We start from the raw sequence: 19,826 nt of genomic DNA, 5'->3' as shown, positions 1-19,826 counted from the left end.
CGGGAGCCCCTATGGACCTCAGCGGACGTTGGGAATTCAGCTTCGACCGGACCCTCAACGGGCAACTCGCGCCCACCACCGTGCCGTCCGAGCTGATCATCATCCAGCTCGACCCCGAGCACTTCGTCGGCCGCTACGTGTTCCCCGCCGACGACCCGAGCCACTTCCAGGGCACGCTGTACTCGTCCGCGCGCGGGACCCTGTTCTCGATCCGCCAGGTCAACGAGAAGACCGGCTACCACGCGCTCTACGTCGGCAAGGTCGAGAATTCGACCAGCCTGTCCGGCATCTTCACCGACGTCGCCGGGCCGGCCGGCGACGTCCGGCTGCGCAAGATCCCGTAGGCGACCGCGCCGCCGCGGCCACGGGACCTGCCCCCCGCGGCATGGTCGCTCGGACATGGCCGATCGGCCATGCCCCGGAGGACATGGCCGCGCGTACATCTTTCGCGGGCGCGGCCCGATCACGGGCCGCGCCGGGACCCGCGGGGTCAGGGCTTGCGCACGGTGGCGGCCAGCCGGTAGATGAACTGGCCGGCGGCGCCGTTCTGGGCCAACCCGGACGCGCGGACCTGGACGTAGTAGGTCCCGGCGGCCAGGTTGTGCGCGCCGGCGTCGAGCGGCGCCGAGCCGGTGCCGTCGATCAGCGAGCAGAAGCCGCGGCCGTCGTCGTCGTCGTTGGCGAGCTCGACGCCCATCGCGTTGTAAAGGGTCACGCGCGAGTCGACGCCGTTGCTCTCGCAGGTCTCGACGGCGCGGTCGCCCTCGATGACCTCGAGGCGCAGCGAGCTGCCGGCCACCGGCACGTCGATCCGGTAGTAGTCCGAGTCGGCGTTGACCGAGTGGTCGCCGAACACCAGCAGGTCGGAGCCGTCCTGGATGTTGAGGTTCGCGGCCGCCAGGGCCTCGTTCGGCTCGGTCTCGGTGCCGGCGTCGGTCAGCACCGCCGCCTCGAGGAAGTAGTTCATGATCGCGGCGTTGTTGCCGGTCTCCTCGAGATGGACGTAGGTGGTGCCGGCCGGCACCGGGAACACCAGCGCCGAGCAGGTGCTGATCCCCGCCGTCCCGGTGTCGGCGATGATCTGGACGTTGTTGCTGTCGTAGAGCCGCAGCGCCGTGCTGATGCCGGCGCAGTCGCTGAAGGAGGTGAAGCTCTCGAGGCGCAGGAACTGCGGCGCCGCGAGGTCGAAGCGCCAGCGGTCGACGTCGGCGACCGGCGTGATCGCGCCGCCGAACAGCGCCGAGCCGGTCGCCACGATCCCGGTCGCGTCGGACTGGGCGTTGGTGTTGTTGGGCTCGATCTCGGCGATCACGTCCTCGAGCTGGCAGGTGCCGTCGCAGCCGTCGCCGTCGGCGACGTTGCCGTCGTCGCACTGCTCGCCGAAGCCGAGCAGCCCGTCGCCGCAGACGACCGGGGTGAGCTTGATGTCGAGCAGGTAGTCGTTGATGACGGTGTTGTCGAGGTAGTCGGTCACCCGCACGTAGACGGTCTCGCCCGGCGCCACCGGGTAGCTGGGGATGAGCGAGCAGTTGTTGATGCCGCTCTGGTCGTCGGTGGCGAGGAGCACGTTGGCGGCGGAGCGGATGTCGATCACCGTGTCGGGCGACACGCAGGTGCCCGGGCCCTCGATGCCGAAGGTCTCGAGCCGCAGCGTGGCGTAGCCGTCGCCGGTGTTCTGCACGGCGAACACGTCGTCGTCGCCGACCGGGGTGATCTTCGCCTTGATCAGCGTGTCGCCGGTGTACGGGCCGTTGGCGTTGTCGGCGCTGAAGTCGTTGGTGCCGGTGGCGACCATGCCGTCGTCGTTCGGCTCGGTCTCGTCGACCGCGGTGATGCAGCCCGAGAGGTCGAAGCCGCAGTCGGCCGCGCACTTGAGGGTGCCGAAGTCCGCGCCCTGCGACTGACAGGTCGCGCCGCCGAGCAGGGCGCCGTCGCACTCCTCGGCCCCGCCGAGGACGTTGTCGCCGCAGGTGCTGCAGCTGCTGGTGTCGAGCGCGCTGCAGTCGGCCGCGCAGCCGAGCTCGCCCGCCTCGAAGCCCTGGCTGACGCAGTCCTCGCCGCCGAGCTCGGTCCCGTCGCACACCTCGGGGCCCGAGATGTTGCCGTCGCCGCAGGTGAAGCACGCGGACACGTCGAACACGCAGGTGTTCGCCATGCACGTCAGGGTGCCGTTCTCGAACCCCTGCGAGACGCAGTCCTGCCCGGCCAGGTCGTCGCCGTCGCACGACTCCTCGCCCTCGATCGCCCCGTTGCCGCACGAGGCCAGGACGCACCCGCTGATGTCGAACGCGCTGCAGTCGGCCGCGCACGCCAGCGTGCCGCTGTCGAAGCCCTGGCTGACGCAGTCCTGATCGGCCAGCGCGGCGCCGTCACACACCTCGGGGTCCTGGATCACGCCGTCGCCGCAGCCGACCCCGTCGGTGGTCGTGTCGGTCGTGTCGGTATCGGTGGTGGTGGTCGTCGTCGTGTCGTCGGTCGTCGACGTGGTGGTCGTGACGGCGTCGGTCGTGGTGTCGTCGGTCGTGGCCGTGTCGGTCGTCGTCGTCGTCGTCGTCGTCGGGTCGGTCGTGGTGGGCACGCCGGTCGTCGGCGTCGTGTCGGTGACCGGGCTCGTGCTGGTCGAGTCGTCGGTGGTCGAGGTCTCCGAGGTCGACGCCGTGGTGTCGACGGTCGCGTCGTCGCCGCACGCGGTCATGGTCGCGATCGCGGCCGAGAGGGGAAGGGACAGAGCAATCCTGCGCATGATGGAGCGGCGATGCTATGCGCCGCCGCTCGCCCGCGAAAGTGCGCCGCGCGGTGCACACTCCGCAGCCGCGGTCGGGTTGCACGGATGCAAGGTCCGACTCGGACGTACGAGTTCGACACACGAGCGCTTCGAAGGATGTCCTTCGAGACAGCCGAGGTCCGCCCGCCCGCGGGGCCTCGTCGCCCGCAGACCGCGGAGCCGGCGAGCTCGGCAGAATGTCCCTCGAGACATGTGTTGATTCGGCCGTACACCCGTCCGCGCAGCGGTGTCCGGCGCTCGAGCCGCGGGCGCTCGCCCGGCCTTGGACTCAGGCGCTGGCGTCGCAGCGGACCTCCCGCAGGCCAGATGCTCCGAAGGACATGCAGCGAATGCAGCCGACCGGGTGACCCTCCGCGCTGCCACCATATGTCCCCGGGGACATTGCGGTGAGGCGACCCGGAAGCGCCTCGATCAGTCCACCGTCGCAGGCTCCGGCGCCGGCGGAAGGTCGCGGCCGTCGCCCCGCGCGGCGCACGTCCCGGGGACATGCCCTGCCCCGCCCCGGCGGCGAGCGAACGCCTCAGGCGCTGCCGGCCGCGCGGCCGAGGCGAGCGCGCTGGGCCCGGCCCGTCTCGAGCAGCACCTCGGGGGCGGCGCCGATGAGGTCGATCGCCAGGGCGGTGAAGTCGGTCGGGGTGACGCGGTCCTGGTGGCGGACGATCGCGGCGAGGACGGCGTCGAGGCAGTCGTCGTCGACGCGGATCCGCAGGGCCACCTGGTCGTCGGAGTCCTTGCGCCCGACGGCCAGGCGGATGTGCTCGAGCGGCACGCAGGTGCCGAGCGAGCGCGACAGCTCGCGGTCGTACAGCCAGTAGCCGGCCTCGAGGTTGGCGTGGGCGCCGAAGTAGCGGCCGATCGCCGGCGGCTCGACGCGGGCGACCCCGCGCATCTGCTGGTAGAAGGCGAACCACTGCCGGGCCTCGCGCCAATCCTGGCCGTCGAGACAGGCGACGAACCGGCCGATCCGGTCGAGCTCGCCGAGGTCGGGCTCGGGCGCCTCGACGTCGACGCCGGCGTCCTCTTCGTCCTCGTCGCCCTCGCCGGCCTCGTCGCCGTCGTCGTCCTCGTCGTCCCCGGCCAGCTCGCTCGGGTCGACGCCGAGCCACTCCGCCAGCGCGGCGCGCTCGGTCAGCGCCGGCGCGAGGCCGATGTCGCGCAGGGCCACGCCGATGTTGGCGTAGCGCCAGGCCGCCGGGGCGCGCACGAGGCTCGCGAGCGCCTCGCGCTGGACGGCGCCGAGGGCCTCCGCGCTCGCCCCCGCGGGCACGGCCGCGTCGGCGAACGCGAGCCCGAGCAGCGCGGTCGCCAGGCCGAGCGCGTCGCGGCCGCGGACCGCCTCGAGCGCGCGCCCGAGCGCGGGGGCCAGGCGCAGGCGCGCCGCCGCGGGCAGGCGCAACAGGCCGTCGGCGAGCGGCCCGTAGCTCATGCGCGCGGCGTTGTCGTGCAGCTCGTCGAGCTGGCCGAACAGGTCGACGTCCTCGACCAGCTCGGCGAGCGCGGCGAATTGCGGGCCTTCCACCGGGGCGCCGCCGCGCGCCAGGCCGAGGCCGGCGTAGAGGCGCACGGCCGGGTGCTCGCTGATGTCGACCAGCCGCTCGCGCAGCTCGTCGGCGCGGGCCGGGTCGGCGATGCAGCCGAGCGCGAACGCAGCCACCGCGCGGACCGCCGGCTCGTCGTCGTCCTCGACGGCCGCGGCGAGCGGGGCCCGGGCCTCCTCGACCGCGAACAGCCCGAGCAAATAGGCCGCGGCGACGCGCACCGCCGGCTCGGGGTGGCCGAGGCGGCGGGCGTAGACGGAGATCCCGCGCGACACGGCCTCGCGCGCGGCCGCGGCGGGGTTGGGCGCCGCCTCGGCGTCCTCGTCGGGCGCGCCGGTGGCGAGGTGGGTCAGCAGCTCGAGGATCGCCGGCAGATCCTCCTGCGCGTCGGCGTCGAGCAATTCGACCAGGAACGGCACCGCGGCGGGGCTCGCCGAGTATACCGTGCCTTGATGCCAGATCGTCGAGAACAGCGCGTCGAGTGCGCCCTCCCGCTTGCCGGGGTGATCGCTGACGAGCGCGCGGATCAGCTTGGGCACGTCGCTCGCCTCCCCGTAGGCGTGCCGCAGGGACTTCCAGTCGATCGCGTCGAGGTTGGCGAGCACCACCGCGACCATACCCCTGCGCGCTCGCCTTGTCTGCAGCACGCAGCCGGCCGCAATCGGGCGCTGGGAGGCTTTTGAACGCCGTCAACCGCGATGGAGTTCGTCTGCGCACCCGGCGCTGCGCGCGGTGATCGGCGTCACCGTTTGCACTCCCTGCGGCTGCGGCGGGCTGCGTCGCCCGGTCCGGCGCGGGGTGCTACTGTGGGCCCGCCATGCAGCACCGCGCTCGCTCCTCGCTCCTCGCCTGCGGCCTCCTCTCCGCCGCGCTGACCGCAGGCGCCTGCGCCTCGTCGCCCGACATCATCTCGTTCCCGCTGGTCTATTCGCCGACCGAGAAGGCCGACCCGGGCAAGGTCGCGGGTCTGCCGGCGGTCCCCCCGGGCACCCTCCTCTTCATCGCCCAGATCGTCGACAAGCGGCAGGTGCAAGATCCGCATCTGCTCGGGATCAGCGAGGACGCCAACCCCGACGCCCCGGTCTACAACGCCGCCGGCGGCCAGGTCCCGACCGAGTACGTGCGCAACGTGTTCGCCAAGGAGCTCGCGGCGCTCGGCTTCCCGATCACCGCCGATCCGCAGGCCGCGACCCACACCCTGCAGCTCCAGCTCGACCAGTTCTGGATCGTCGAGGGCAACGTCTACCAGGCCACGCTGATGGCCCAGGGCTGGCTCATCGACCGCAGCAGCACGACGGTGTGGCAGGGACCGATCGCCGGCAAGAGCAGCCGCTGGGGCCGCAGCCAGGAAGAGAGCAACTTCCTGCAGGCGTTCGGCGACGCCACGCTCGACGGGTCGGTCAAGCTGGCGCAGACCCCCGAGTTCCGCAACGCGCTGGCGGCCGCCCCGCCCCCGCCGCAGCCGTGACCGCGCCCGGGAGCCATGACCCGCGGCCGGCGTGGCGGATCCACGGCCTCGCTCTGGCGGCGCTGGTCGTCCTGTACGCGTACGTGTTCGGCGATTTGCTGTTCGATCCGCCGCGCGGCGTCCTCGATCTCAGGGGCTTCGCCGCCCACATGTCGATGATGCTCCTCATCGCCTACGCGGTGGTGACGAGCTTCGCCATGCGGTGGGTCGGCCGGCGCACCTGGGGCCCTGTCGTCATGCACGTCCTCCTCGCGGGCGGCTACATCGTCGCCGTCGTGCTCGACGAACGCGAGGCGGAGGCGCGGCGGGCCGAGTTCGCGCGGCAGAGCGAGGCGGAGGAGCGCCGCCGGGTCGTGAACTGCCTGGGGGTCGAGCTGCGGGCGATCCGCGGCGCGCCGCCGCGCGCCGTCGTGGAGCTGCACAACGGCTGCGAGGTGCCGTTGGCGCTCCACGACGTCAGCCTCGTCGGCTTCGCGCCCGCGGGCGGCAACGTCTTCCTCGACGACGAGGACCGCGACGACCGCGAGGTCACGACCTTGCCGCCGGACCAGCGCGCGACCTTCCGGCTCGTCTCGACCTTCCCCGGCGACCTCGCCGTCGGCGACGGCTGGAACTGGCGCTGCAACGTCCTCGTCGACGGGCCGGACCCGGGCATCCCGTGCTTCGCCACGCCGGGCGCCCCGTCGACCGGCGGGTGCGGGTCCTTCCGCCGCGTCGCGCTCGACAACCGCTGATCCGGGGCGTGGTCGCTCGGGCATGTCCTTCCGGACATGACCCGCAGCACATGCCTATATGGACATGCCCTCTAGGACATGGCCCTTCGCTCACGCGCCGCGCGCCGGCGGCCGCGCAGCTCGACGCACAGCCCGCCGTAGGGCCCGCGGGCCAGCTCGAGCGAGAAGCCGTGGGCCTCGGCGACGCGGGCGGCGATGTGGAGCCCGAGCCCGCGCCCGCCGGGGCGGGCCTGCTCGCCGTGGGCGCCGCGGAAGTAGCGTTCGGTCAGGCGCGGCAGCTCGTCGGGCTTCACGCCGGGGCCGTCGTCCTCGACCCGCAGGGCGAAGCCGTCCTGGCCGCGGCGGACCAGCACGGCGGCCACGTGGCCGCCGCGGTAGTTGTAGGCGACCGCGTTGTCGATCACGTTGACGATCGCCTGCTCGATCAGCAGCGCGTCGCCCTCGATCCACACCGTCGCCTCCGGCACCGCCGAGACCAGCTCGACCCCGGCCTTGCGCGCCTGCACGGTCGCGCGGACCACCACGCGCAGCAGCACCGCGCTGAGGTCGATCGCTGTGCGCGCCGGCGCGACCTCCGTCGCCAGCGCGGCCGCGGCGGCGAGGTTGCGCAGCAGCCCGGCGATGTGGTGGACCTCGGCGATCGCCGCGCCGGGGCCGAGGTCGCCGAGGTGCCCGTGCAGGGCCGTCAGCGGCAGCATGACGTCGTGGGTGGCGTCGACGACGACGTCGCGCAGGGCGGCGTTGCGCCGCTCGCCGAGGGCGGCGTGGTCGCGCACGGCTCGCCCGACGACGTTGAGGCTGTGGGCCAGCTCGGCCAGCTCGTCGTCGCCGCGGACCTCGATCTCGCGGCGGTGGCCGCTCTCGGCGGCGTCGCGGGCGGCTTCGGCGAGCCGGCGGATCCGCCTTACCAGCGGCCCCGCGACGCCGAGCGCGGCCGCGAGTCCGAGGCCGAAGCCGAGGCCCAGGGCGCCGGTGCGCCCGAGCAGCGGCTCCGGCAGCGCGCTCGCCCCGATCAAAACCGGCGCCGCGACGACGAACAGCGCCGCCGCCACCCGCGCTCGCAGCTTCATGCCCGAGCCTCCTCGCGCGCGGGCGGACGTGTCCGCGGGGACATGGGGCGCGTGATTCGACCTCTCCCTGGGGGCACTTCGCCGGCGAGGACGGAGTTCGTCGCTCCGCGCGAGGCGTCCCCGAGCTCGCCGCGCTCGCCGTCGAGGCGGCAGCCGCGGCCCGCGCGGCGACCTGTCCCTTCGCGCAGGTCGGGCCCGCCTGCGCTGCGGCCTGTCCGTTCGCGCACGTCGTCGCTGCCTGCGCTGCGGCCTGTCCGTTCGCGCAGGTCGCCGCGGGCCGTGGTCGGGCCTGTCTCTTCGCACAGGTCGGCCGCGCCTGCGCCGCGGCGACCTGTCCCGAGCGCCAGGTCGGTGCGAGCGCCGCGGGCCGGCTGCGCCCGGTCGGCGAAGGGGGGCTCGTGGGCGGAGGGGAGCACGCGCTCGGCTGTCGGCCGCGAATCGGTCACGCCGCGGCAAGCGTAGCGCCGGGTCGCGCGGGCGCAGCCCGGGGGCTCCGGCCCAGCGGCCCGACCGGGCGCAAACGCGGCCGTCGTGGGCCGGCTGCGCCGCGCTCCGGGCCGGTGCGCGGCGCGTCACTCCCGGTCGAGGTCGGGCGGCTGACCCGCGAGTCGGACGCGCCGCGGCGCACGTCTGCGCCGCCGACCGGGGCCTCGCGCCGGCGGATGAGGTCGTCGTCCGCGAGCGTCCCGGGCCCGGTCCGAGCCCAAACCTCCGCTCATGCCCGAAAGGTCACGAGGCCCTCGGGACAGGTGACGTGCCACCCGAGGTCGCCCAGGAACTCGCGCCGCCGGCGGCGGTTCCGGCTCCAGCGGCGTGTCGCGCTCGCTCGCCAGGCCCGGTCGGACGAGCCGGCGCGCACCGGCGGACGAATTCCCGGTCCGGTTCGCGGTACTGCACGCAGTCGTCGCGCGAGTCGTACGAGGCGAACAGGTCGAAGCGGAACCGGTCGCGCACGCCGCTGTCGGCCGCTCGCGCGCGCGAGCCCGCGGACGCGGGGGCAGCAGCCCGCGCCGGCGCCCGCTACGATGCCCGCATGCGCGTACTGTTCTGCACCGATCCGCTGCTCGAGCGGGGCCCCGATCGCGCGTTCGCGCCCGAGGTCGCGGCCGCCGACGTCGCCGGCGTCGCGTGGTCGTGCGTCGACTTCGAGGCGCTGGTCGCCGGAGACGTCGCCGCCGCGCTGCGCCGCGTCCCGGCCAGCGAGGGCGCCGAGGTCGCGATCTACCGCGGCTGGATGTTGCCGGTCGCCGCCTACGACGCGCTGCACGCGGGCCTCGTCGCCCGCGGCCTGCAGCTCGTCAACGACCCGGCGGCCTATCGCAGCGCGCACCTGCTGCCCGCCGCGCTGCCGTACCTCGCCGACGACACCCCGGAGACGGTGGTGCTGCCGCGCGAGGACGGCTTCGCGTGGTCGCGGATCGAGGCCGCCCTGGCGCGCTTCGGCGGGCGCGCGCTGGTCGTCAAGGACTACGTCAAGTCGCGCAAGCACGAGTGGAGCGACGCCTGCTTCATCCGCGCGGCCGACGACGGCGCCGAGGTCCGCCGCGTGGTCGGCAACTTCCTCGAGCGCCAGGGCGACGACCTCGTCGGCGGGCTGGTCTTCCGCGCCTATGAACCGCTGGTGCCGCTCGGGAACCACCCGAGGAGCGACATGCCGCTCCCCCGCGAGTGGCGGCGCTTCATCGCCGACGGGCGCGCGCTCGTCGAGTCGCCGGCGTGGGAGATCGCCGACTCGGCCGCGCCGCCGGAATTCGCCGCGCTCGCCGGCCGCGTGCCGAGTCGCTTCTTCAGCCTCGACCTCGCCGAGCGCCAGGCCGGAGGCTGGACGGCGATCGAGCTCGGCGACGGCCAGGTCGCCGGCCTGCCGCCGCAGCTCGACCCGGCCGTGTTCTACCGGGCGCTGGCCGCCTGGGATCCGCAGCCGGTGTAGTGGCGTGAGTCCCGGCGGAGCCGCCGCCGACCTGCGACACGGCCGTGACGCCCGCGTGGAAATGCGCACCTACGGTCACGCCGCATGAGGATCTCGCGGGCCGCCATCTGTCTCTTCGGTCATGTCGCCACGCTCGCCGGATGCGCCGGCGGCGATGACTCCGACGCCGGCGGCTTCGCCACCGGCCTGACCGGCGCCACCGCCGGGGCCACCGCGGGCACGACGACGACGGGCATCAGCGGCAGCGACACGCAGTCGCCGACCGACGGCAGCGGCAGCGCGGGCGAGACCACCGGCGCCGCGCCGACGACCACCGCGACCAGCGCGGACGACAGCGACTCGTCGCCGGCGACCGGCGACGCCTCGGCCTCGACGCTGCCCGGCCCCGACCTGCCCGACATCTCCGAGGCATGCACCAAGGTCGACGTGCTGCTGGTCGTCGACGCCTCGGCGACCATGGCCGACGCGCTGGCCTCGCTGCCGTCGACCTTCGCCGAGATCCAGGCGACGCTCGCGCTCGCGGTCGGCGACGGCATCGACGACTTCCACGTCGCCGTCATCAACGCCTGCCCGAAGCCGCCGCACTTCCACAACTACGGCGCCGGCGACACCGACTGCGAGTTCCCCGACGGCCGCAACTGGCTGGCCGCCGACGATCCGACGCTGGCGCAGAGCTTCGCCTGCGTGGTCCAGCTGCCGTTCCAGGACGAGGCCCTGGAGGGCAAGGGCGGCGACAACGGCGGCTACGAGTCGATCCCCGACACCTGCAGCGACGAGGACGACGAGGACGAGCAGCCGGCGTGGACGGCCGCGAAGGCGCTCGACCCGGGCGTCGCCGTCAACGCCGGGTTCGCGCGCGCCGACGCGGTGCTGTTCGTGGTCGCCATCACCGACGAGGACGAGTCGCTGGTCGGCCCCGACGACGCCGGCGAGATCCACGACGCGATCGTCGCCGCCAAGGGCGACGCCGCGCGCGTGGTGTTCCTCGGCATCGGCGGCGACGAGGGCGGCTGCGACAACGCCTACGGCGGCGGCGAGGTCAAGGACTCGAAGGTGCTGCGCGAGGTCGCCGAGACCTTCGGCGCCCGCGGCATGTACCGCACGATGTGCGAGAGCCGCGGCGACGACCCGATCGGCGCCGCCTTCGACGAGGCGCTGACGACCGTGGTCGACGCGGCCTGCGACGGCTTCATCCCCGATTGAACGGGGCGGTCGCCGCGCGCGCTCGTGCATGCCTGAAGGACATGCTCTTTCGAGCATGTCTTTTCCTACGCTCGCGCCCGCGGCGCGCCATCGCGGCGATCACGCCGCAGGCGCCCGCGGGCAGTGGATGGCGCTTCGGACATAAAAAAACGGCCATGTCCTCATGGACATGGCCGTGTGAGCAGGTTCGGCCCGCGCCTCGTGCGCCGCGCCTGCTCGACCTCATCCCGGGCGCGGCGGGGCCGTGCCGCCCCGGGTGATCGCCGGCGGCTTGCCGGCGCGCTTGCTCGGCTGCTTCGCCTTCTTCTTCGGCCCCTCGCCCACGTACGTGATGCCCGGCTGCTTCGCCTTCTTCGGCCCCTCCCCCACGTACGCGATCGCCGGCTTCTTCTTCGGCCCCTCGCCCACGTACGAGATGCCCGGCTGCTTCGCCTTCTTCTTCGGCAGCTCGCCCACGTACGTGATGCCCGGCTGCTTCGCCTTCTTCTTCGGCAGCTCGCCCACGTACGTGATGCCCGGCTGCTTCGCCTTCTTCTTCGGCAGCTCGCCCGCCCACGTGATCGCCGGCGGCTTCGCCTCCGTCGGCTCCTCGCCCACCCAGGTGATCGTCGGCGGCTTCGCCTCGGTGGGGGCCGCGCCGCCCGGCCGGGTGGCGGGTGGCTCGCCGGCGTCGGCGCGGCGGGCCGGCTTGCCGCGGCCATGCCGGCCCGGGTCGCCCGAGGAGGCCCAGCCGTGGCCGCGGCCGGCCATCGGCGGCGCGGGGCCGTCCGACCCCCAACCGCCGTGCGACGCGAGCGTGAAGCTGCAACCGGTCACGCCGAAGAGGACCGCCAACAGGGTCAGGATGATCTTTTGCATGGAAACCTCGATGCGCACGGACGCGCGTCGACTCCGCCTATTCAGACTGTCGACATTCGTCGCCGATCGGCCTCTGCTCACGGCGGGTCGCCCGCCGGCGCGGGGTACGACGAATCGAGGCGAATGTGATGACATGTCCAGAAGGTCATTTTATTCCGACGCGACCCCCCGCGCGGACCGACGCGGTGGGCGTGTTCGATGGCGGCGCCCGGCCGGGCGTGCGACGAGGACTCGACACGGCGAACTCGACCGGCGAGGGGGGTGGGTTGCATTCGTTGCGAGCGGCACGGCTTCAGCCCAATTACGGCGCCTGCCGCCGCGTCGTGGCCGATCGAAACGAGGTGAAGCTGCTCTTCGTGGTGTGGGTCGGCCGCGAGTGCGAGGCCCTGTTCGAGCGGGCGCCGGCGGCGACGAGGCCGTGCTGCAGGGGCACGCCGAGCTCGGCCGCGTCCGGTGCCGGCGATCCATGCACGCGTGGCGAGAGCGCCTCGGCCTCTCGGCACGGCGCTCGGACATGGACCTGGACGGCGGCGACCTCGAGCGACCGTGGCGGGCCCGGCGGTGCTCCGGCGGTGACGTCGTCGTGAGCTCGAACCTCACGGCAGCCGAGGCATGGTTCGCCGGGGTCCTGCTCGACCGCGTCCGCGGTTGGCCCGACCTCTCCCGCTTCGTGGAGAACTTCGCGCCACACTGATATCCTGGCCGCTCCGTGCCCCGCGTCCCGCTCCTCTGCGCGCTCCTGCTCGCCTGCGCGCGTCAGACGGCGCCGGACAAGGCGCCGCCCGCTCCGCCCCCGGCGCCGGCGCCGGTCGATCCGTGCGCCCCGGCGCCTGTCCCCGGGGACAGCTCCCGGGCGCTCGCCCGGGCCGACGTGCTGCTCCGCTGCGGCGACGACGCGGGCGCCCTGGCGATCCGGTTCGCCCTGCTGCGCCGCGATCCGGGCTCGACGGCGCGGGCCTACGCGCTGGCGGTGCTGGCCCACGAGTCGGGGCGGGTCGGCGACATCGACGCGGCGGTCGGCGAGCTGCCGCTGACGGCCGGGGCGCGCGCGGTCTACCGCCTGACCCGCGACGTCGCGGTGTACCTCGACGCCGTGGCGCGGCGGGCCGAGGACCCGAGCAAGCGCGACGAGCCGGTCGAGGCGGCCGCGCTGGCGCGCGACGTCGCGGCCGCGCTGGCGGTCACCGCCGACGACCCCTACGCGCTGAGCCTGGCGCTGCGCTTCACCGCGCTGCACGACGCCGACCCGCGCGAGCGGGCCGCGCCGATCTGCCGCGACCGCGCCGACCCGCTGCTCGCCCGCCTGCGCGACCGCGAAGGCGCAGCGGTCCTGGCGGCCGCGTGCGGGCGGATCGCGTTCCTCTCGTCCGAGCCGGGCGACGGCCGGCGCCGCTTCGCCCGCGCGCTCGAGCTGACGCCCGACGACCACGCGGCGGCGCTCGCCTGGGCCGCCGCCGAGCTCGCGGCGGGCAACCTCGACGAGGCGGTGCGGCTGTACCAGCAGGCCTCCGCCGCCCCCTCGCCGCGCCTGCGCTACGCGGCGTTCCTCGGCCTCGGGGTGAGCTACGCCCGTCGCCACGAGCGCGGCCCCGCCGAGGTCGCCTACCGCAGGGCGCTCGCCGAGCGCGGGCTCGACACCAAGACCCCCGCCAAGCTGCCGCTCGAGCTGACCTTCAACCTCGGCACGCTGCTGGCCGACGCCGCCGACCCGGCCGCCCGCGCCGAGGCCCGCGCGCTGCTGCGGGCCTTCGTCGCCGGCCCCGGCGCCGACGAGCGCCGCCGCCTGCGCGCCCGGATCCTGCTGCGCGAGCTCGGCGACTGAGGATGTCGTTTCGGACATGTCCCAAGGGACATGACGGCCCGCTGCCGCCTCACCTCGACGGCGCCGCCCACCGCCGCCGAGCTCCGGCGACGCGGTCGGCTTCGATCGACGGGCGGCCCAGAAGGCCACCGGTCTCGGTCGGCCCCTCGTCGTCGACCCGGGCGACGTCGACGTCATCGGCGCGTCGCCAGACGCCGCGACGGTGCGCGCGTGGCTGGCGACGCGCTGGTCGGAAGAAGGCCTCGGCGCGGGTGGATGTTCGCGTGGAGCGCCAGGTACGGGCGCTGCGCTCTACCCCTGCAGGTCAGTCACACCTGCCGTCCCTCGGGATCGTCGTCGTCGCGCAAGCGCCAGGACCTCTCGGCGCGCACCCACACGACTGTCTCTTTCGTCGACGCGAAAAATTCTGCGAGGACATCCTGATGGATCGCGACATTGCCGTGCCGTCACGGTTGCGGGACCGCCGGCGACTCCGGCGTCGCCGGGCTCGCCGACGGGTGCCCAGCCAGCGGCAGCGCCGCGCCGACCTGAAACCGCGGCGCGCCGGTGGCCTGGTCGACCGCGAGGAGCAGGCCCGGCTTCAGGATGTACAGGTTCTTGACCGGCGAGTCCGGGTGCGAGGCGAACAGCAGCGAGCGGTACTGGACCATGTTGTCGAGGTGGTCGCTGTTGGCGCGGACGAAGGGGCCACGGTACATGCTTCGCGCCCACACCAGCGCGCCGCTGCGGGCGATCGAGGCCACGATCTCGATCGCCTCCTCGCGCTGCTCGACGCGCTTGGGCTCGAACGAGTCCGCCGCCGGTCGATTCTCCGTGGTCAGGCTGCGCCACTCGACCATGTCGAAGAACGCGTGCGGCCACGCCAGCTCGAAGCCGATGATCCTCGCGTTGAAGTCGGGCTCACCGGCCGTGAGCCCTGCCGGACGGTCGACCACCCGCCACTCCTCGCCGTCACGGAACGTCGGGTCGCCGATGTGCAGCATCACGGTGCGCTCGGGTCCGCCGTCGCTGCGCTTGTCGGAGCAATACTCGTTCCCCTCCCGCTGCCGGCGGCTCTTGTTGTAGCGGCCGCACACCTCCGCCGGGTAGCCCTCGCTGCTGGCGTGCGCGTTCTGCAGCGGGCTCATCGCCTCGGCGTCTTCGCGGTCCCCGACGGCGGGGCAGTCGGACGGGCGGTCGCTGCGTCGGCCGGCGAGCTCGCCCGCGCTGCTCAGCATGACGCCGCCGTCGCGGCCGTCCTCGAGGCCGATCCAGAAGCCCTCGGCGACGCGGCAGATTCCGCCCACGCTCGACACCGAGGGCACCTGCTCGGGGAAGCTGCCGCGCTTGCGCAGGGCACCGTCGGCGCTGGCGACGAGGATCCAGTCGCGCGCCCAGGCGACCAGAAACACGCCGTCGCCCGCGGCCGTCAGCGGGATCGCCGGGAACACCTCGTCGACGCGCCAGCCATCGGTCCGCACGAAGCTCGCCGGCTGGGGGTCCAGAGCGACCCGCCACAGCACGCGGCCGGTGGCCTCGTCGAGCTTCACGAGGGCGGCGGCGCCGTCGCGCTGGACCACCCCGAACAGCGAGCCGTCGGCGCTGCGGGCCGGCAGCGAGGCCCACGTGTCCGGCAGGGTGACCGACGCGGCGGCGAAGGGGACGACGTCCCAGGTGTTGGGGACGGCACCGCTCATCACGACCTCGTGACCGTCGCCCTTGAGCAGGTCGCACGTCGAGAACACGAACACGGCCCAGCTGACCGCGACGGCAGTGATGATGATGACAGCGCGCGTATTCGGCATCGTGAGGCCCTGGCGGGACGGGGAGCATAGCGAGCCTCGGTGCCAGCGGCGACCGCCGTCACGCCCGCGACGAAGAAGATTTCGCGCCGCGCGATCTCGAGTGCGCGCGATCGTCACCGCGTGATGCTCGAGCGCTCCGCCGGGCGGCCGCCGAGGCGCCTGCGCATCGGCGACGCGACAGGTCCGTCATGCCATGTCTCCGGACCAGCGCCTGCCGGGGCATCGGTGCGCCGCGCGACGCCTCGGCCGCGACACCGGCGCCGACCACCGCGGCCGAACTCCCGCAGCTCCTGCTGCGCGAGCCCGGCGACTGAGTCTGCCTCTTCGGGCATGTCACGGAGGCCATGTCTGAAACGACATGCTCGCTTCGACATGCCCTTGCAAGCATGTCCCGAGGGTCTCGCGGCAGACCGCGCGCACCCGCCCCGCTCAGCGCAGGGCGCCCGCCGCCTTGGCCGCGGCGCCGACGATCACCCGGCCGTCGCTGTCCGGCGCGTACTCGAGCGGCTCCTCGTAGCGGCCGACCAGGCGGCCGAGGCCGGCGCGGCACAGGGCGCTCTGGCCGCCGGCGTCGTGGCCCCACGCGGCGACGTGGTCGAGGCAGCGGGCGTAGGCGGTGAACACCGCCTCGCGGCGCTGGGCCGCCAGCTCGCGCATCTGCCGGGCCAGGCCGGCGTCGCCGGCGGCCTCGACGGCGGCGGCGACCGCGTCGAGCAGCGCCAGGTCGGACTCGTACACCTGCGCCTTGCGGGTCTCGATCAGCGCCGCCGCCTGATCGCGCCCGCCGGTCCCGCCCGCGGTGGCCTTCTCGTAGACCGCGCTCATGCGCTCGACCTCGGCCTTGCGGACCTCGAGCCACGCGCGCGAGCGGGCCGGGTCGAGGCTCTTGGGCGGCTGGCTGGTGAGGGCCGACTCGGCGTCGAGATCGCCCTGCAGCAGCGCGACCTGGCGGCTGGCGGCCCGCGCCTCCTCGGCGTCGACGGCGATCGGCGCCTCGAGCTTGTCGACCTCGCCGCCGCTGACCTCGGGCAGCAGCTTCTGCGCGCGGTCGAGGTGCTCGCGGCCGCGGGCGTGCGGCTTCGGCAGGCGGGCCACCACGCGCGCCGGCGTGCGGTCGCGGCCGAACTCGACGCACAGGCCCTCGGTGCCGGGGACCGGGCAGGACGCGCGCAGCCAGGCCTCGGCCGCGTACGCGTGGGCGATCGCCAGCCGCCGCGGCCCGCCCTCCTTGCCGAACCGCTCGATGTACTTCTCGGCCGCCTCGGGCGTGACGCCGGGGCGGATCACCGCGCGGAATTGGATCGCCGCCGCCAGCGTGCGCTCCTCCGGGCGGCCGCGGATCAGCGCGTCGAGCTGTCCTTCGGGCAATGTCCCGGCGCGCAGGCTGAGGATCAGCGAGCGGCGGCGGGCGGTCGCGGCGGCGCGGTGCCGCGGGGCGCGGGCCACCAGGTCGAGGTAGCGGTCGCGGGCCTGCTCGTCGTTCAAGATCCGCTCGTGCAGGCGGGCCAGCCGCAGCACCGCGTCGGGGGCCCGCGGGTCCTCGCGGTGGACGTCGGCCATCCGCTCGAGCCAGTCGATCGCCTTCTGCGTCAGGCCGGCGTGCTCGTAGCAGCGACCGGCGCCGTCGGCCGCCTCGGCCGCCGCGTCGAGGTCGGCGCCGAGGTCGGCGTACAGCGCCTCGAAGGCCGCGCCGCAGCGGGCGTCGTCGCCGACCGCCTCCGACTCCTCGGCCTGGGCCCACAGCGCCGCCCGCCGCAGCGCCGCGACCTGGGGCGCCTGCGGCCCGCCGGCGGCCTCGACCTCGGTCGCGGCGGTCACCAGCGCGAGGCGGGCGGCCGAGCGCTCGCTGGCGCTGGCGGCCTCCATCCAGCGCGCCAGCAGCAGCCCGACCAGCAGCACCCTGGCCTGCTCGCGCGCCGGCCCGGTGACCGCGCGCAGGCCGGCCTCGGCCTCGTCCCAGCGGCGGTACCGCATCAGCAGCTCGGCCCGCTCGACCGCGACCTGCCCGGCCTCGGGCGTGTTCTGCAGCCCGGGCTCGGCGAGGAACGCGTCGTAGGCGGCCAGCCACTCGCGGTCGCCGGGCGTCAGCTCGCCGGGGGCGACGCGCGGGACCGGGTCGGTGCAGCGGCCGCGCGGATCCGGGAGACATGTCTGTTCGGACATGACCCAAGAGCGAGGTTCCCCCTCGCGCACGCGGCGGACCGCGTCGAGCTGGGCGCGGGCCGAGCGGGCGGCCTGCTCGGCCGGCAGCCCGCCGGCCAGGGCGGCGCGGTGGTGGGCGTGGGCCTCGCGCAGCGCGTCGTCGGTCAGCGTGCGCTCGCCGATCTCGGCCGTGAGCCGCTCGGCGCGGGCCCACTCGAGCTTGCCCATCGCGTGGTGCAGCAGCGGCGCCTCGGCCTCGGCGGGGAAGTGCTGGCGCAGGGCCGCGTAGGCCTGGCGGGCCAGCGCGTGGCTCTGCGCCCCGCCCGACTCGGCCCCTTGCTCGGCCCAGCGCAGCGTCACCGTCGTCAGCGCCTGGCGGGTCGCCTCGGCGCAGCGGGCCGCGTCGGGCCGGCCGCGGGTCGCCACGTGGGCCTGGACGAGCTGCTCGATCTCCTCCCACAGGTAGCGGTCGGTCAGGCGCACCAGCCCGTCCTGGACCGCGCTCGCCCGCGCGTCGCAGGTCGCCACCGCCGCCGCGCCGGATGTCTCCGAGGACATGTCCTTCGGTGCATGCACGGGCGCGGTCGTCGGCCCCCGCGGGGCGCAGCCGAGGCTCAGCGCCAGCGCCAGCGCGGACCGGCGCTCACGCCTTGCCATAGCAGTACTTCCGCCTGGCCCGGCCCTTCTTGGCCGCCTCCGCCGCCTCGGCGCCCTCCTCCCAGGCGATCGCGTTGTACTCGCAGTCGCGCAGGGTCTTGGCGCACTCGGTCTTCTTGAGGCTGGGGTTATTGTAGCACCACTCCTTGAACTGCTGCGCCTCGGCGCCGCCGGAGCGCAGCCAGCGGGTCACGCCCTCCTGGGCCTTGAACGGCGCGCGCACCAGCAGCACCCCGAGCGCGGGCGACGACACCGTGGCCTCGACGTCGTCGAGCGCCGCGACCGCGGTGGCCTTGCGGTCGACGCCCTCGACCCCGACCTCGTAGGCGGCCCACAGCCCGTTCGGCGCGCTGACGCGGACCAGCTCGCCGACGCTGCGCCGCTGCGAGTCGATCGCCTGCGCCAGCTGGTCGAGCGGCTCCTTCCACGCGTTGGCGGCCGGGCCGACCAGGCCGAGGCCCTCCGAGCCGAGCTCGAGCTGGGCCGCCTCGGCCGGGACCACCGGCGCGAGGAGCTGGTACAGCGCGGCCAGGTCGACGTGCTGGGTCTTCATCAGCGCCACGCCGGCGTGGCCGACCGCGGGCGGGCCCGGCAGCGTCGGCGTCGGCGTCGGCGCGACGTCGGGCGGGTCGGCGGTCGCGGTCGCGGGCGGCGGCCGCGGCGAGTCGCCGGGGTCGGGATCGGCGGCCGTCATTCCGGAGATGTACACGACGCTGGCCACCAGCGGGGCCGCCAGGCCGACGGCGTAGAGGCCGTAGCGGGGCCGCGTCGCGTCGGCGCGCATCGCCGCGTCGAGGTCGGCCAGCAGCTGCGCCAGCGCCGGGTAGCGCGCGTCGGGGTCGGACTGCAGGCCGCGGCGCAGCGCGTGCCACACCGCCGGCGGCACCGGGGAGCGCCGCGGCGGCGCGACCATCTTGCCGTCGATCACCGCCATCGACAGCTCGCTGTAGCTCTCGCCCTTGAACGGCCGCTGGCCGTACAGCGCCTCGTAGGTGGCGACGCAGAACGAGAACTGGTCCGAGCGGGCCGAGCTCGGGCGCGCCAGGTGCTGCTCGGGGGCCATGTACGCCGGCGTCCCGACGGTCATGCCGGTCAGCGTGAGCGACTGCAGCAGCGCCTCGCGCCCGGGCTTCAGCGACACCGACGGCGCGGGCGCGGTCGGCAGGGCGGCGGCGTCGATGGCCGGGCGCGCCAGGCCGAAGTCGAGCACGTGGGCGCGGCCCTCGACGCCGACCAGCACGTTGTCGGGCTTGAAGTCGCGGTGGACCAGCCCCGCCGCGTGCGCGGCGACCAGGCCCTCGCCGGCCATCAGCATGATCGAGAGGATCTCCCGCCACGAGCGCGGCTGCTGGCGCAGCCACCCCTTGAGCGTCGAGCCGGCGATCAGCTCCATGGCGATGAACACCCGGCCGTTGACCTCGCCGGCGTCGTACACGGTGACGACGTTGGGGTGGCGGATCTTGGCCGCTGCCTGGGCCTCGCGCAGCATCCGGTTGCGCCCCTCGGTCCCGCCCTCGGCGCCCGCGAGCAGCAGCTTGAGGGCGATCTCGCGGTCGAGCTGCGGGTCGTAGGCGCGGTAGACCACGCCCATGCCCCCGGCGCCGATCCGTCCGGTGATCTTGTAGCGGCCGACCTCGGCGCCGACCGGCAGCTCGGGCGCGTCGGGCTGAGGCCGCGGCGTGGCGTCGCCGAGCAGCGTCGGGGCGTTGGCGAGCGAGGCCCCGGGCGGCAACGTGCGCTGCTGCGACGCCGTGTCTTCGAGGGCGCTCGCCTGAGTCTCGGCTCGTTCCACGCCCCAGCAATGTTGCCGGCAACGCCGTCCGGCGACAACGCCC

At 74.6% G+C, this 19,826-nt stretch carries 14 protein-coding genes and 1 pseudogene; 7 read left to right on the top strand and 8 right to left on the bottom strand.

Annotated elements, in window-relative coordinates:
• The first annotated feature begins 11 nt into the window (after nt 1-11).
• Nucleotides 12-344, top strand: coding sequence for a hypothetical protein (locus NAEX_RS38370; protein WP_096332425.1), 333 nt, complete (start codon nt 12-14; stop codon nt 342-344).
• 146 nt (nt 345-490) lie between these two features.
• Here NAEX_RS38370 and NAEX_RS38365 read toward each other — a convergent pair whose 3' ends face one another.
• Together NAEX_RS38365 and NAEX_RS38360 are read right to left on the bottom strand one after the other, a co-directional pair.
• Complete coding sequence (locus tag NAEX_RS38365; protein ID WP_170136366.1) at nt 491-2,743, bottom strand: hypothetical protein; 2,253 nt, start codon at nt 2,741-2,743, stop codon at nt 491-493.
• Between the two features lie 562 nt (nt 2,744-3,305).
• Nucleotides 3,306-4,928: a HEAT repeat domain-containing protein gene (locus NAEX_RS38360; RefSeq protein WP_143825714.1), complete on the bottom strand. Its 1,623-nt coding sequence runs from the start codon at nt 4,926-4,928 to the stop codon at nt 3,306-3,308.
• A 212-nt stretch (nt 4,929-5,140) separates the two neighbouring features.
• Between NAEX_RS38360 and NAEX_RS38355 the strand changes: the two genes are divergently transcribed.
• Both NAEX_RS38355 and NAEX_RS38350 read left to right on the top strand, forming a co-directional pair.
• Complete coding sequence (locus tag NAEX_RS38355) at nt 5,141-5,791, top strand: hypothetical protein (RefSeq protein WP_096332422.1); 651 nt, start codon at nt 5,141-5,143, stop codon at nt 5,789-5,791.
• Nucleotides 5,788-6,525: a hypothetical protein gene (locus NAEX_RS38350; protein ID WP_096332421.1), complete on the top strand. Its 738-nt coding sequence runs from the start codon at nt 5,788-5,790 to the stop codon at nt 6,523-6,525. Before NAEX_RS38355 ends, NAEX_RS38350 begins: the two co-directional genes overlap by 4 nt.
• Nucleotides 6,526-6,596: 71 nt before the next feature.
• Here NAEX_RS38350 and NAEX_RS38345 read toward each other — a convergent pair whose 3' ends face one another.
• Nucleotides 6,597-7,595 carry a sensor histidine kinase gene (locus NAEX_RS38345; protein WP_096332420.1) on the bottom strand — a complete coding sequence of 333 codons (999 nt, stop codon included), beginning with the start codon at nt 7,593-7,595 and terminating at the stop codon, nt 6,597-6,599.
• A gap of 1,033 nt (nt 7,596-8,628) precedes the next feature.
• On the opposite strand from NAEX_RS38345, the gene NAEX_RS38340 reads away from it, so the two are divergent.
• Complete coding sequence (locus tag NAEX_RS38340; protein ID WP_096332419.1) at nt 8,629-9,525, top strand: ATP-grasp domain-containing protein; 897 nt, start codon at nt 8,629-8,631, stop codon at nt 9,523-9,525.
• A gap of 84 nt (nt 9,526-9,609) precedes the next feature.
• Nucleotides 9,610-10,728, top strand: a complete 1,119-nt coding sequence (locus tag NAEX_RS38335; RefSeq protein ID WP_096332418.1) for a hypothetical protein — start codon at nt 9,610-9,612, stop codon at nt 10,726-10,728.
• Nucleotides 10,729-10,950: 222 nt separating this feature from the next.
• Here NAEX_RS38335 and NAEX_RS38330 read toward each other — a convergent pair whose 3' ends face one another.
• Nucleotides 10,951-11,586, bottom strand: a complete 636-nt coding sequence (locus NAEX_RS38330; RefSeq protein WP_096332417.1) for a hypothetical protein — start codon at nt 11,584-11,586, stop codon at nt 10,951-10,953.
• Nucleotides 11,587-12,100: 514 nt separating this feature from the next.
• On the opposite strand from NAEX_RS38330, the gene NAEX_RS38325 reads away from it, so the two are divergent.
• Nucleotides 12,101-12,280, top strand: coding sequence for a hypothetical protein (locus NAEX_RS38325; protein WP_143825713.1), 180 nt, complete (start codon nt 12,101-12,103; stop codon nt 12,278-12,280).
• A 15-nt stretch (nt 12,281-12,295) separates the two neighbouring features.
• A complete protein-coding gene (locus NAEX_RS51405) occupies nt 12,296-13,408 on the top strand; it encodes a hypothetical protein (RefSeq protein WP_096332415.1) in 1,113 nt (370 codons plus the stop codon).
• A gap of 308 nt (nt 13,409-13,716) precedes the next feature.
• Here NAEX_RS51405 and NAEX_RS54790 read toward each other — a convergent pair.
• From NAEX_RS54790 to NAEX_RS54075, 4 genes and pseudogenes are all read right to left on the bottom strand, one after another.
• Nucleotides 13,717-13,839: pseudogene (locus NAEX_RS54790) on the bottom strand (DUF6953 family protein); the annotation flags it as partial.
• 15 nt (nt 13,840-13,854) lie between these two features.
• Entirely contained in the window at nt 13,855-15,192 is a 1,338-nt protein-coding gene (locus tag NAEX_RS38315) for a hypothetical protein (RefSeq protein WP_096332414.1), read from the bottom strand.
• Nucleotides 15,193-15,621: 429 nt separating this feature from the next.
• Nucleotides 15,622-17,991 (bottom strand): hypothetical protein, encoded by a 2,370-nt coding sequence (locus NAEX_RS51400; RefSeq protein ID WP_170136365.1) that lies wholly within the window; start codon nt 17,989-17,991, stop codon nt 15,622-15,624.
• Nucleotides 17,978-19,783: a serine/threonine-protein kinase gene (locus tag NAEX_RS54075; protein WP_096332412.1), complete on the bottom strand. Its 1,806-nt coding sequence runs from the start codon at nt 19,781-19,783 to the stop codon at nt 17,978-17,980. The genes NAEX_RS51400 and NAEX_RS54075 overlap by 14 nt, the downstream gene beginning before the upstream one ends.
• Nucleotides 19,784-19,826 lie beyond the last annotated feature (43 nt).

Origin of the sequence: Nannocystis exedens, assembly GCF_002343915.1 — a bacterium.
In the GTDB taxonomy this organism is placed as follows: Bacteria; Myxococcota_A; Polyangia; order Nannocystales; family Nannocystaceae; genus Nannocystis; species Nannocystis exedens.
Note: the sequence above shows the minus strand (reverse complement) of the source record. Positions and strands in the feature narration are given on the sequence as shown.

Coding starts and splice junctions, on each gene's coding strand:
- NAEX_RS38370 (WP_096332425.1), top strand. CDS start 12: ATGGACCTCAGCGGACGTTGGGAATTCAGCTTCGACCGGACCCTCAAC.
- NAEX_RS38365 (WP_170136366.1), bottom strand. CDS start 2,743: ATGCGCAGGATTGCTCTGTCCCTTCCCCTCTCGGCCGCGATCGCGACC.
- NAEX_RS38355 (WP_096332422.1), top strand. CDS start 5,141: ATGCAGCACCGCGCTCGCTCCTCGCTCCTCGCCTGCGGCCTCCTCTCC.
- NAEX_RS38345 (WP_096332420.1), bottom strand. CDS start 7,595: ATGAAGCTGCGAGCGCGGGTGGCGGCGGCGCTGTTCGTCGTCGCGGCG.
- NAEX_RS38340 (WP_096332419.1), top strand. CDS start 8,629: ATGCGCGTACTGTTCTGCACCGATCCGCTGCTCGAGCGGGGCCCCGAT.
- NAEX_RS38335 (WP_096332418.1), top strand. CDS start 9,610: ATGAGGATCTCGCGGGCCGCCATCTGTCTCTTCGGTCATGTCGCCACG.
- NAEX_RS38330 (WP_096332417.1), bottom strand. CDS start 11,586: ATGCAAAAGATCATCCTGACCCTGTTGGCGGTCCTCTTCGGCGTGACC.
- NAEX_RS38325 (WP_143825713.1), top strand. CDS start 12,101: ATGGACCTGGACGGCGGCGACCTCGAGCGACCGTGGCGGGCCCGGCGG.
- NAEX_RS38315 (WP_096332414.1), bottom strand. CDS start 15,192: ATGCCGAATACGCGCGCTGTCATCATCATCACTGCCGTCGCGGTCAGC.
- NAEX_RS51400 (WP_170136365.1), bottom strand. CDS start 17,991: ATGGCAAGGCGTGAGCGCCGGTCCGCGCTGGCGCTGGCGCTGAGCCTC.